Origin of the sequence: Aliiroseovarius sp. M344 (assembly GCF_025140835.1) — a bacterium.
Taxonomy (GTDB): domain Bacteria; phylum Pseudomonadota; class Alphaproteobacteria; order Rhodobacterales; family Rhodobacteraceae; genus Aliiroseovarius.
Genome location: NZ_CP081153.1, coordinates 3137564 through 3150390 on the forward strand (window position 1 = coordinate 3137564; position 12827 = coordinate 3150390).

At 57.0% G+C, this 12827-nt stretch carries 9 protein-coding genes; 1 reads left to right on the forward strand and 8 read right to left on the reverse strand.

What is annotated here, in order from left to right; all coding sequences use genetic code 11:
• Positions 1-9: 9 nt before the first annotated feature.
• The 8 genes from cphA to K3556_RS15365 form a co-directional block, all read right to left on the reverse strand.
• Positions 10-2811 carry a cyanophycin synthetase gene (gene cphA, locus K3556_RS15330; protein ID WP_260517622.1) on the reverse strand — a complete coding sequence of 934 codons (2802 nt, stop codon included), beginning with the start codon at positions 2809-2811 and terminating at the stop codon, positions 10-12.
• A 36-nt stretch (positions 2812-2847) separates the two neighbouring features.
• On the reverse strand, positions 2848-3723 hold the full coding sequence (locus K3556_RS15335; protein WP_260517623.1) for a cyanophycinase: 876 nt from the start codon (positions 3721-3723) through the stop codon (positions 2848-2850).
• Between the two features lie 44 nt (positions 3724-3767).
• Positions 3768-4934: a beta-aspartyl-peptidase gene (iadA, locus tag K3556_RS15340; RefSeq protein ID WP_260517624.1), complete on the reverse strand. Its 1167-nt coding sequence runs from the start codon at positions 4932-4934 to the stop codon at positions 3768-3770.
• A gap of 152 nt (positions 4935-5086) precedes the next feature.
• Entirely contained in the window at positions 5087-6319 is a 1233-nt protein-coding gene (locus K3556_RS15345; RefSeq protein ID WP_260517625.1) for an efflux RND transporter periplasmic adaptor subunit, read from the reverse strand.
• Positions 6320-6324: 5 nt separating this feature from the next.
• Complete coding sequence (locus K3556_RS15350) at positions 6325-8688, reverse strand: ABC transporter permease (protein ID WP_260517626.1); 2364 nt, start codon at positions 8686-8688, stop codon at positions 6325-6327.
• Positions 8685-9392, reverse strand: coding sequence for an ABC transporter ATP-binding protein (locus tag K3556_RS15355; RefSeq protein ID WP_260517627.1), 708 nt, complete (start codon positions 9390-9392; stop codon positions 8685-8687). The genes K3556_RS15350 and K3556_RS15355 overlap by 4 nt, the downstream gene beginning before the upstream one ends.
• 171 nt (positions 9393-9563) lie before the next feature.
• Positions 9564-10625 carry an ABC transporter ATP-binding protein gene (locus tag K3556_RS15360; protein WP_260517628.1) on the reverse strand — a complete coding sequence of 354 codons (1062 nt, stop codon included), beginning with the start codon at positions 10623-10625 and terminating at the stop codon, positions 9564-9566.
• 15 nt (positions 10626-10640) lie between these two features.
• Positions 10641-11435, reverse strand: coding sequence for an IclR family transcriptional regulator (locus K3556_RS15365; RefSeq protein ID WP_260517629.1), 795 nt, complete (start codon positions 11433-11435; stop codon positions 10641-10643).
• Positions 11436-11571: 136 nt separating this feature from the next.
• Here K3556_RS15365 and K3556_RS15370 point away from each other — a divergent pair, with 136 nt between their 5' ends.
• The gene (locus K3556_RS15370) at positions 11572-12825 is read left to right on the forward strand and encodes an ABC transporter substrate-binding protein (RefSeq protein ID WP_260517630.1); all 1254 of its coding nucleotides are present in this window, start codon (positions 11572-11574) and stop codon (positions 12823-12825) included.
• The last annotated feature ends 2 nt before the right edge of the window (positions 12826-12827 follow it).

A 12827-nucleotide genomic window follows, 5' to 3' on the forward strand; every position in this document is an offset into this window, starting at 1 on the left:
CAGCCCCAATCAGTCAGCGTCTTCGGTAACTTCGCGGGCCAATCGCACACCACGATCGTCTCTGACCAATTTTTGCCGCGTCTCGAACATGTCTTCGAACTCGGTGGCAATTGTCGAACTGACTGTGGCGGAATGGGCCTCCGCATCGGCCTCTTCCGCATTGTGATAGATGATCTGCTTCCAGCACCGCGCGCTGTCGTCGCCAAGGATGACCAGAAGATCGCCCGGCTCGGCCATCTCCAACCCGGCATTCACCGCTTCGACCTCATCCGGGATAACACTGATCGCGCTTTCGTCTACACCTTGCCGCATCAGTTCGGCCTTGATCATCTGAGGGACCTCGTCGGGTCCACGCCCGCGACGACGGTCATCGGCTTTGCAAATGTAATGATCAAAGTGGCCCGCCAATAGCCGCGCGCTGTCGGTGATATCCTCGTCGCGTCGATCACCCGGCATGGCGGCCACGACAATGCGGCGGTTTTTTACATCAAGCCGATCAGACAGTCCCGTCATTGCGCCAATGGCAGCAGGGTTATGGGCGTAGTCCAAAATGACCTTGAACGGATATTCATCATAGACGTTCATCCGGCCTGGTGCTTGGAAATAGCTGGTGTCGAAGGTGCGCAACCCGTGGCGGATATTGTCCAGATCCACCCCGAAGCTATAGGCCATGGCGGCCGCGAACATAGCGTTCTGCACATTGAAAAGCGCCTTGCCCTCCAACGCCGCCGGGATCAAATGCGACCACAAAACAGGCATGTGCAATCCGTTGTCATAGATCGTCAACATGTCGCCATTCATGCCATGTTCCAGCACGATCGCTTTACCGCCAGCTTTAATGTGTTCCTTCACAAGCGTGTGCGCAGGATTTGTGGTAACGTAAAAGATCGTATCGACATCAGCGTAGTCTGCCATCTTAAGGCAGTTGATATCATCGGCATTCAAAACTGCTGTATCTGTAGCGCTTTCCACCACCACCCGTTTGACGACGGCCAGATCCTCGACCGTGTCGATCCCGCCCAGCCCAAGGTGATCGGCGGAGACGTTCAGACAGGCGGCTACGTTCGAACGGTTATATCCAAGACCTGCGCGCACCAAACCGCCGCGCGCCGTTTCCATCACCGCAAAATCGACCGACGGATCGCGCAGCACAATCTGCGCCGATTTTGGACCGGTCATATCGCCTTTGACGCTCAGCTTACCATCAACGTAAACGCCATCAGTCGAGGTCATGCCAACGATCTTGCCGCTGGTTTTCATGATATGAGCCAACATACGCGAGGTTGTTGTTTTACCGTTGGTTCCGGTGATCGCCGCAATCGGGATACGGCTTTGTTCGCCTGCCGGAAACAGCATGTCGATCACCCGACCCGAGACATCGCGTGGCTGCCCCTCTGAGGGGGCTACATGCATACGAAAGCCCGGCGCGGCATTCACTTCGACAATCGCGCCGCCAATTTCTTTGTAGGATTTGGTGATGTCATCAATCAGAAAATCGACCCCGCCAACATCCAGCCCCACCGCTTTGATCGCTCGCTCTGCCATGTCGCGGTTGTCGGGATGCACCACATCGGTCATGTCGATGGCGGTGCCACCGGTTGACAGGTTGGCGGTCGAGCGCAGGAAAAACACCTCGCCCTTGGGCAGGACGGTTTCGGCGCTGTGACCCGCTTCGGCCAGCAGCCGGTTGGCCTGATTGTCCAACTCCAGATGGGTCAGGACTTTCTCGTGACCGATCCCGCGCCGGGGGTCTTCGTTAACGATATCAACGAGTTTCGCGATCGTGTTTTTACCATCGCCGACCACATGGCCGGGCACGCGTTTGGCAACCGCTTCCAGCTTGTTGTTCACGACAAGCATCCGGTGATCGAATCCGGTGACGAAGCTTTCGACCAGTATGGCACGGCTTTTGGAATGCAGCTTGGCTTCGGCAAAGCCTGCCTCGACCTCTTCATCGGTGTTCAGGTTGATCGATACGCCGCGACCGTGATTTGCGTCCAGCGGCTTGACCACAACCGGGTGACCAATACTGCGCGCCGCCCGGATCGCCTCGCGTTCGCTATAGACCATCCGTTGATGGGGAACTGGCAGGCCAAGATCATTTAGAAGGTTGTGGGTGTCTTCCTTATCGCAGGAGATCTCGACCGCGATGTGCTTGGTTTCCGAGGTGATCGTCGCCTGAATCCGCTTTTGATACTTGCCGTGGCCAAACTGAACCAGCGAATGTTCGTTCAAACGGATCCACGGAATATCGCGCTCTTCTGCGGCTTTGACCAGCGACCCGGTCGACGGGCCAAATTCCTTGCGCTGTGCGCGCAAGACAAATGTGCGCAGTTCGTCTTCCCAATCGAATTCGGGATCAAACTCATAGTCGGCCTGATCTTTCAATTCCTGCGGCAGCAGATGCATTAGCAGCCGGATTGCCAGCTCACCCGCGGCCAAACCAACATCGCGCTGACGGTACTGATAGACCATGTTGTAATGACCCGGCTCGCCTGTGGATCGGGTTCGACCAAATGAGACGTCTGTGCCAGCAACGCCCTGTATCTCCAGAGCGCAATGTTCCAGAACATGACCCAGCCATGTGCCTTCATCCTCGCGCAAGCGGCGGATAAATCCTCCCGGTTCGCGATACGAACAGCCATGCTCGGCCAACCCGGGCAACGCCTTGATCAAATGGTCAATATAGTCGGAACCGATTTTCGCGGTCGGCCAGTTCTCAAGAAATCCCAGATCAATGACGTGTCTAACTACCGGAAAGCTTGCCCAGACATTTGGGCCGACAAATACATTGGTTGAGATGACCTTCATGCGTTCCCCCGTTCGAAACTTGTTATTGCTCCCGCATTACCCGCTGTTTTCATCATTGGGCACCGGGAGGGTGCAAAACGCGACATGCTCATCCGGTGGATAGGCAATACGTTCATTCAGATCATAACGGCACCCTTCACCGAGAACGTCAAGGCGAAGACCTAGCAGACTGATCGCTTCGCCTTCGCGTGCATCCCACATCGACGAATGCGTCAGGTGATTGGCGTCGACAATCGTCACCGTTCCGCTGCCCACAACTTCCAACACATTGTCCGGTCCGATGAAGGCGGCAGTATCTTCGTCAATCCCGAGCCCGATCAAAAAAGGGTTGTAAGACGAAGCGGTTAGCAGACGCCCAAGCCTGTTACGCTGGGTAAAGTGCTGGTCGATGATCACCGCATTTGTCAGCCCCATGCCGGGCGCCAAGGTGATATTTCCTTCGGCCGGTCCAGAATTGCTGCTGCCGCCCGCGATCATATGCTCGGACATGATTGACGCGCCCGCCGAGGTGCCTGCAATCGGAACGCCCTCAGCGTTGCGGCGACGAATCTTTTGCGCAACCAAGGTGCCACCCAAAATCGCGGACAGACGCAACTGGTTGCCACCGGTCATGAAAATACCGGTGGCGTGATCCAACATTTCGGCAAAGTCCGGGTTGTCGCAATCAGCGCGGCGCGAAATCGGAAGAAACTCGACCTTGCCAGCGCCCAGATCAGAAAAAATCCGGTTATAGTCCGGCCCCGTCTCTTCCAGCATCGAGGCGGTGGGGATCACCACGATATCCGCGTCCGCTCCGCCCGAAAGCTCGACAAACTTCCGGTGAATCTGCATTTCTTTGATCCGGTCTTCGCCCCCGCCGATAGGAATGATGTATCCGCGATCGGTTTCCTCTGACACTGGTGCTGGGCACATGATGATTACTTTCCTAGATGTTGCCGGGCGCCGCCCGGACGCGTTCACAATTCTTCGTAGGTGCCGAGCCGAACCGGGTTTTGGTCGCGGACATGCCATTGGCCGCGCGCCATGACGTCGCGCACGCTCAGGTCGTTTCCTAGCACCAGAATATCGGCGTCCATCCCAACCGCCAGCCGGCCCTTGTGGCGCAGTTTAAGCAAGTCGGCGACATTGCTGGTCAGCGGCGCCAGAGCCTCTGACAACTCAACACCTGCGCGCACAAGTTCTGCCAAAGTGTCTGGCAGGGTTTGCGACAAGCCGACACCAAAGCGTGTCAGATTGCCTTCCTTGTCAAACGCAGGCAGACACCCACCACCGTCAGAGCTGATGGTAAACCGATCCGTGCGGCATCCCGCCGCTTTGAACTGCAAATAGGCGTCCGCGGCGGAAATGCCCGGATCGACATGCCCGTCCGGAAACGCAGTCGCATCGATATAACAGCCGTGCCGGGCCAACATGATCGCCTGCTCAAACAGTGGCTTGTTGCGGTTCACATGGGTCGGGTTGAAAACCCGTGCCGGAATTTCGCAGGTCTTTATCGCCTGCTCAACCATGGCCAGACCGCGGTCGCCATCGCCCATATGGCAATGCACAATTCCGGCTTTGCCCGTCATCAAACCCGCGACATGTGCTTCGCTGGCAATGCGCAAAAATTCATCCAATGTCGGCTGGCTTGATCGATGATCGCTGATTGCAAGCTCGCCCACCCCAATCACCGGATCCAGAAAGACGATATCACCCCGCGCCGATCCGGTTAGTGTTGTCAGTGGCACGTGATAGCCACCCGTATGGCACCACGCGGACAACCCTTCTTCACGCAAGCCATAGGCCTGCGTCACCAGTGTCTGCGTATTGCGGGTCAGGTCATCGGTTCCCAATACCCCGACGACAGACGTCACGCCTGCGCGGGTAAAGGATGAAAAAAACATGGGCGGCACACGGCTTGATGGCCCCGTCTCGCCACCGCCGCCGGTGATATGTGCATGACCGTCGATTATGCCCGGCGTGATGGTCGCCCCACCCACATCGTGTATGGCAACATCAAGTGGCGACGCCAGTTCTGGCAGATCAGCACCCATATAGACGATCTTTTCGCCTGCGATCAGAATGTGCCCTTGGCCAACATGGTTCGGAGCATAGATATTTGCGTTTTTCAGAAGTGTTAGCACGTGTCAGGCCCTGCAGAAATTCAGGTATTCCTAGTAGTGGGTTGTTGGTCGGAACACAATTCAGAACACGCGGAGTAACTAGACCTGCTTGGACAGGAGTGGCAGCAGAGCTGTCCGGCAGCGCACCACGTGATCGAACCCGACCGCCAACCCTAGTTTATGACGCGCTCGGCGACACTCATCCCTTCAGACAGACCAGATGACGGATAAAGAATGACAAGCTCGCCCTTAGACAGGCCGCTCGTTATTTGCGCTTCGATGCCATTGTTGGGACCGATCTCAACTGTGCGCAAATGCGCGGTTCCATCGGCGATGACAAAAACCGCCCAGTTGTCGCGGTTGCGAAAAAGAGCGCTGGAAGGAACCACCAAAGTATCTTTTGCCTCCCAGACGATGATCTGTGTCTCTACGCGAAACCCATGTCCAAGACCGGCATAATCTTCTGAGGGGCTGGTGAAAGAGATGACTGCATTCACGCGCTGCTCTTCTACACCCAAAGCGGAAAATTGAGTGATGCCGAATGGGTCAACGCGGACCACTTCGCCTATCAGCTCGGTCGCGCCTCCCCAATCAGCTATGATCACCGGATCACCCACCGCGACCTGCACCGCGTCGGTTGATAGCAATTGAACGACCACTTCCAGATCATCTTGGATGTTGCCTATTTCCATGATCGGCGCGCCAGCGGGTAATGTCGTCTCACTCTGCTGGATAACCCGAAGGATACGACCATCCGTGGGGGCAAACAGTGGGATGTTGTCCGAGGCCGACCCAATGGCAGCAGCCAACCCCTGATCATCGAAACCGATCAACTGTGCTTGCGCGTTTGCTATTTCGGCTTCGCGCATTGAAATCGCCGCCTCTGCGGTGTCCACGCTGGCCTGCATCACGCGCGCGCTCTGGCGGGCGCGGTCAAGTGCTGCGCTGCTTGTGATGCCACGTTCGACCAGCTGTTCAGTTCTGGCCAGCTCTGCTTGCGCAAGATCGCGGTTCGCCAAAGCCGCGTTCAGATCGGCCCGCGCGACGCGCAGCGCAGCCTGCGCAGCATTAACAGCCGCCAGCGCTTGCTCGCGGGTGCGCACGTCCAGAGCCGCAGGATTGGTGGGGAGCATATGGGCAACCACCGTTTCACCGCGCACAACCGGATCGCCGGGTTGGACAGTTACCCGCTGAAGTTGGCCCGCGACCGGGGTCGAAACGACATAGGCATTGCGCACCCGCGTACGCCCTTCTTCGTCGATGGAAAGTTGCAGTGTTTTGACAGTCACCTCGCCGATATCAACCATGGTTGGCTTGGGCCAGAAGGCGACCGCCAACGCGCCCCCAACCAGCAGAACGGTTGCCGCAGTCAGGATCAGGCGGGAACTTCTCTTTGCTTTGGCCATGACGGTTACTCCCTTGTTTTCAGTGCCGAAACAAGTTCGACCCGGTCGATATCACGTTTCACCAGCCAGCCCGACGCAACGGCCGCCCCAATCACCACCACCGCGGCAAAGCCATAGCTTGCGGGGTCGAAGATTGCTGGTATCTGATACAGTTCGCTGGAAAACCCGGCGGCGATACCGAAGGACAGGTAATAGCCCATAAGACCACCAATCGGCAGGGCCACAAGTGTTACAACCGCCAATTCGCCCAAAAGGACAAAAGCGGCCTCCGCCCGTGAAAAGCCGATGACGCGAAGGCTGGCCAGATCACGGATTCTTTCTGCATAGGCAATGCGAGCTGCGTTGTAGACGATGCCAGCAGTGATAATGAAAGCAATGGCACCCATGACATAGCGGATCGCGCCTGCACCGGTGTCCATCTGCTTTTGCAATGCGGCCTCAGCTTGCGCTTTCATGCTGACACCCGCAACAGTGGGCATGTCCTGTAGCGCCTTATAGATCTGGGTTGCGCGCGCCTTATCGATCGACAGATAGGCACCCGAAACGCGGTTCGGCTCGCGAAGCGCGCGGTTAAGGGCGGCCAGATCCATGTAAGACGGCGATCCCAGTAGGCTTTCTGCCACCGCCGTCACCGGGATTTGCATTACCGGCTGGCGGCCTTCACGAACCTCGACCGTCAACATGTCGCCGGGCCGAAGTTGCAGTTTTTTGGCCAGCGCCGTGGCGAGCACGATACCGCCACCATCCAAAGGTATCTCGGCCAAGTCGCTGTCCAAGGCGCGGCTGAGGCGGGCATTGGGTGCAAAGCCGCTGACCACACCGCGATGCGTCGCCAGCCCGTTTCTCAACACCACCGGAACATGCCGCACCGGCTCCACCAAACTGACCCCATCCATTCGGCGCAGTTCGAATATTGTTGCTTCCGAGGTTGGGTGGGTAAAACTGACCGTAACATCGCTGCGGTCCAGCAAGTTGAAGGTTAGATCGATGGTACGGTCAAACCCGGCATAAATCGTAATCATCGACACGCTCAGTGCCATGCCGCAGGCAATTCCGATCATCGCCCCCACCATGCGCCCGGGTTGCCGCGTGATGCGGCGCAGAACCATCCGCGACGGCTGATCCAGAAAGCGGTTCATCGCATGCCCGATGCGACCTGTGCGGCTGTAGTCAGCCGGTGCAGGGGGGCGCATGGCATCGGCTGGGGTCAGCGCGAAAACACGGCGCAGCACCAGCAGGCCACCTGCCGAAGCCGAAAGAACGCTGACACTGACACCGGTCACAAAAGACGCCGGATCAAGTTGGAACACCAGAAATGGGAACTTGAAATAGGCGACATAGACTTGAATCAGCGCCCGCCCCCCTACGATACCCATCAAACACCCCGCCAAGGCGCCACCGACCGCGATGGCCATGACCAGTTTGAAGTAATGCCCGCCCACCTCGCCATTTGTGTATCCAAACGCTTTCATCAGTCCGATTTCTTCACGCTCGGACTGCACCATGCGATTGATCACGATGTAGAGTAGAAAGGCGGCAACTGCGAGGAAGATTGGCGGCACAGCCGTGGACGAAGCCTCTAGCCCGCTGATTTCTTCGCTGACGAACCGGTTCGAGAACTGGTCGGCAAGCGGATAAGCTCCGGTGCCGCCATATGGATCAAGGATGCGGTCGATGGCGTCAAGAACCGCCGCCTCATTCGCGCCGCGTGACAATGACAGCAGCGCTTCGTTAAAGGCACCCTTCATGTCATAGGCCGCCGCCAACGCTGAGCGGCTCATCCAGATGACGCCAAACCGGGCGTCGTCCGGGATCAATTCGCCCGGCGCGGTTGTGTAAAGAAACTCTGGCGCCTGGGCCAAGCCAACAATCTTGAAGCTGCGGCGTGCGCCGTTCATTGTCGCCGAGATCTGGTCGCCGGGCCGCAATTCATGGGCTTTGGCAAAGGCCTGAAGCAAAAGAATTTCGTCCGAGTGGTCGCTGTCGATCATCCGACCATCGGTCAGGAAGACGTCATTCAATCCGGGTGCGCGCAGATCTGGAAGCGAAACAGCCTGCGCCTGTATCGGAAGGTCGATGTCAGGAAGATCGATCAGCGCCCCGCCAATGACACGTGGCTCGACGGCACTGACCCCTTCGATTGCTTCCAGCCTGCTGGCCAATCGATCCGGTGCCCGAGTGACCGGCGCGAAGATTTCGGCTAGACGATAGCGTTCGTAATAGGCCGCGCGGGTTTCATTCAGTGACGTGACCAACCCCGTCATCATCACCAACATGCCGACACCGACCGCAATCACCATGCCGATGGCGAAGGCTTGTCCCTTCATGCGCCAAAGATCGCGCAGGAGTTTGTGGTCAAGCGGGCTCACCAATCGATCTCCGCTGGCGACAGTTTTTTCTTGTTGACCACGACCTCGCGGATGGCACCGTCGGCAAAATGAATGACCCGGTCAGCCATCGCTGCCTGACTGGCCGCATGGGTCACAATCATGACCGTCGCACCCAGTTTTTCGTTCACATCCTTCAACACGTTCAAGACGGATCGACCGGTGGCACTGTCCAACGCGCCGGTAGGTTCGTCGCAAAACAGAACCGTTGGGTTCTTGGCTACGGCGCGTGCGATGGCAACGCGCTGCTGCTCTCCACCAGACAGTTGTGCCGGGAAATGATCGACCCGTTCACGCAGGCCGACGATGGCAAGCGCATCGTCGGGGTCCATCGGATCGCGCGCGATCTCGGTGACAAGTTCCACATTCTCTCGCGCGGTCAGGCTGGGCATCAAATTATAGAATTGGAAAACAAAACCTACATGGTCACGTCGATACCGGGTCAATTGCCTGTCGGTCATTGCGGACAGGTTTTGATCCAAGAAAAAGGCTTCGCCTTCGGTTGCTCGATCCAGCCCGCCGATAATGTTTAACAGCGTGGACTTGCCGCTGCCCGACGGGCCAAGCAGAACGACGATCTCGCCTTCTGGAATGTCCAGATCAACGCCGCGCAATGCATGAACAGCAGACCGCCCTTCCCCATAGACTTTGGTTAGCCCTTTGGTTGAGAAGGTGTTTTTCGTCATGTTGCGCTCGTGACCTTGGTGTTCAATCCCTGCTGAACATACTAGCCGGATGTGGCGGTCGGGACTAGCGCCTCAACGTCGCGCCCTCGAACACGAAGCGACGTGTGCTAAGCCATGAAGAGAACCCTACCACACTTGCTGTGGCGTCATCGGTGGCGCAAGCCGGGTCCGCTACCGCAGCCGTGCTTCGGTCTTTGCGTCGAAGAACATACAGTTTGCGTCATCAAATCCGACAATAACCGCGCTGCCTTCCGGCAAATTGTCCTCTTCGCGGTTCTCGACGATGATTTTCTCGCCATCGCTCGCAATCAGATAATCATAAGACACGCCGCCGAGGTGTTCACGCAGGTCCAACGTGGTCCCGCCCTCACCTGCGCTGATTGTCAGATGCTGTGGGCGCACGCCAACAAGGATTTTTTCACCCTCCGCCGGAAGGGAAACACTTGTCTGAACTTCGCGATCCACAAGCGATGGAAGCACCACATTGCCACCACGAACTACGCCCTCAAGAAAGTTCATGGCCGGGGAGCCGATGAAGCCCGCGACAAATTTGTTGCTGGGGTCGTTGTAAAGCTGCAGGGGGCTGCCGACCTGTTCGATCAGACCCGCGCGCAGCACGACGATCTTGTCGGCAAGGGTCATTGCCTCAACCTGATCGTGGGTCACATAGATCATGGTTGCGCCGATCTCTTTGTGGAGGCGGGCAATTTCCACACGCATGTCCACTCGCAACTCGGCATCAAGGTTTGAGAGAGGTTCATCAAACAAAAACACCTCGGGCCCGCGCACGATGGCACGGCCAATTGCGACCCGCTGCCGCTGACCGCCCGAAAGAGCTTTGGGTTTGCGGCTGAGATAATCATCAAGCTTCAGAATACGGCTGGCTTCCCCCACTTTCTTCTGAATTTCAGCCTTCGGGTGGCCGTTCATCTTCAGGCCAAACCCCATGTTTTCTTCGACCGACATATGCGGGTACAACGCGTAAGTCTGGAACACCATGGCCACGCCACGTTCGGATGCGTCGACATGTGTCACGTCGCGATCGCCGATACGGATTTCACCGCTTGTGGTTTCTTCCAACCCTGCGATCATTCGCAACAACGTGGACTTACCGCAGCCTGACGGGCCGACAAATACGCAGAATTCTCCGTTTTCGATTTGCAGATCAATATCGTGGATGACCTGTACGTCACCGTACTTCTTGATAGCATTCGTGAGCGTCACGCCAGACATGGTGAACTCTCCTGTTTACGATCTGGGGAACTGCCAGTTTTCGGCAGCCTGAGCGATTTCGGTTGCGGTGGTCAGAAGCACAGGACGCAATGCGTCCAGCCCCTCCAGCGAGAATTTCTGTTTGGTGGTGGTGATCGACAGCGCGCCTATGACGCGTTCATTGGACGTCAAGATTGGTGCGGCAATGCAGATGATGCCAGCCTCATGTTCTTCGCGGTCAAAAGCGATGCCATCTTCATGGATCTGCGTCAGCTCGGCACGTAATGCGTCGGCGTTCGTCAGGGTGTGATCGGTGTGTTTGTAAAAGGACTGATTCTTGATGGCCTCTTCAAGCTCGGCTGGCTTTAGAAACGCCATCATGGCCTTGCCAACGCCAGTGCAGTAACCGGGGCCAACTTTGCCAGCCTGCGAAAACATCTCGACCGGCGAAGCCGCGTTTCGCTTGTCCACATAAAGGACCTGTCCGCGGTCTATCTGTGCAAGGTGAATTGTCTCACCAACTTCGCGCGACAGACTGTCTAGGAATGGGCGGGCAACCGGTGCAAGGGAGCTTTGTCGCCAAGCGGCATGAGCCAGTCGCACAAGGCGCATTCCCGGTGCATATGTCTGTCGTTCGTCATCATAACTCAGCATTCCCTGCGCCGTGAGGGTTTGGAGCAACCGATAAAGTGTGGCCTTGGGATAGGGCGACCCGTCAAGCAAATCGTTGAACCGCACCGGCCGCATCTTCTCAGCAACCATGTCCAGCACATGCAACGCTTTTCCGACTGTGCCGCCAGCTGCGTCCGGGGGCGTCTCCATCGAACCCATCACTCTCTCCTCCCGCTTCCTGTCCTCCAAGGAAACTGTTGACATGTGTAACCAAGATTTCGCATAGTTTCAACAGTTGAAAATTAGTTTCAATATATGAAACCTAAAAACAGCTGAAAACCTTGGGAGGATACTCATGCTGAAATCAACGAAAGCGGCCGTTGCGACGGTTGCCATCACGGCTGGACTGGCGACAAGTGCCACGGCCGAAGACTTGTCCGGCACGCTCCGCATTATGTCGGACATGTCGAACCCTGCCCCGCGCGCAATCATGGAAGGCCTTGCTGCCGACTTTGATGCCATGCATCCCGGCTTGACTGTCGAACTGGAAGTCGTCGACCGCGAAGCCTGGAAAAGCCAAATTCGCAATGCACTTACGGCAAACCCGCCCGACGTCTTCAACTGGTATGCGGCCAACCGCATGGCGCCCTATGTGAACGCAGGTTTGTTCGAAGATATCACCGACATGTGGGACGGCGGCGACCTGCCCGGATTGGACAGCGTCAAAGGCGCAATGACCATCGACGGTAAGCAATATGGCGTGCCTTACACCTACTATCAGTGGGGCATCTATTACCGCGAAGACATCTTCAATGAGCTGGGCCTGACCGAGCCTGCAACCTTCGACGAAGAAATCGCCAACTGCCAGAAGATCGTCGATTCGGGCCGGAAGTGTTACACTATCGGGTCGAAGTTCCTTTGGACCGCCGGCGGCTGGTTCGATTATATGAACATGCGCACCAACGGTTTTGACTTCCACATGAAGCTGGCCACTGGTCAGGCGGAATGGACATCAGACGAAGTGCGCGCGACGTTTGCCAACTGGCGCAAGCTGATCGACATGGGTGCGTTCATTGACGACCACCAGACCTATAGCTGGCAGGAAGCTCTGCCCTTCTTCGTGAACGGCGAAGCGACGGCTTATCTGATGGGGAATTTTGTTGTGCCTCACCTGCGCGAAGCGGGTCTGACGGATGATCAAATCGACTTCTACCAGTTCCCTAAGATTGCGGACGTGCCGATGGGTGAAGACGCCCCAACCGACACGTTCCACATCGCCTCGAACGCCCCGAACAAAGCGGCGGCGCGTGCCTTCCTGCAGTATGTGACGTCACCCGACGTACAATCGAAAATCAACGGACCTGATGGTCTGGGCCAGTTGCCAGTGAACGCATCGGCTTCGGTTGCGGACGACGAGTTCATCAAGCAGGGCTTTGAAATGTTGTCGAACAACGCAACTGGCGGTATTGCCCAGTTCTTCGACCGCGACTTCCCGGCCGAAATGGCATCTGTCGGCATGGAAGGCTTGCAAGAGTTCATGGTGTTCCCGGACAATCTGGAAGACATCCTTGGCCGCTTGGAAAGCGCGCGCCAGCGAATCTACAAATAAAC

What these genes read in the sequence shown, in the direction of transcription:
- K3556_RS15370 (WP_260517630.1), top strand. Translation starts at nt 11,572, where the DNA reads ATGCTGAAATCAACGAAAGCGGCCGTTGCGACGGTTGCCATCACGGCT.
- K3556_RS15335 (WP_260517623.1), bottom strand. Translation starts at nt 3,723, where the DNA reads ATGTGCCCAGCACCAGTGTCAGAGGAAACCGATCGCGGATACATCATT.
- K3556_RS15365 (WP_260517629.1), bottom strand. Translation starts at nt 11,435, where the DNA reads ATGGGTTCGATGGAGACGCCCCCGGACGCAGCTGGCGGCACAGTCGGA.
- cphA (WP_260517622.1), bottom strand. Translation starts at nt 2,811, where the DNA reads ATGAAGGTCATCTCAACCAATGTATTTGTCGGCCCAAATGTCTGGGCA.
- K3556_RS15360 (WP_260517628.1), bottom strand. Translation starts at nt 10,625, where the DNA reads ATGTCTGGCGTGACGCTCACGAATGCTATCAAGAAGTACGGTGACGTA.
- K3556_RS15355 (WP_260517627.1), bottom strand. Translation starts at nt 9,392, where the DNA reads ATGACGAAAAACACCTTCTCAACCAAAGGGCTAACCAAAGTCTATGGG.
- K3556_RS15345 (WP_260517625.1), bottom strand. Translation starts at nt 6,319, where the DNA reads ATGGCCAAAGCAAAGAGAAGTTCCCGCCTGATCCTGACTGCGGCAACC.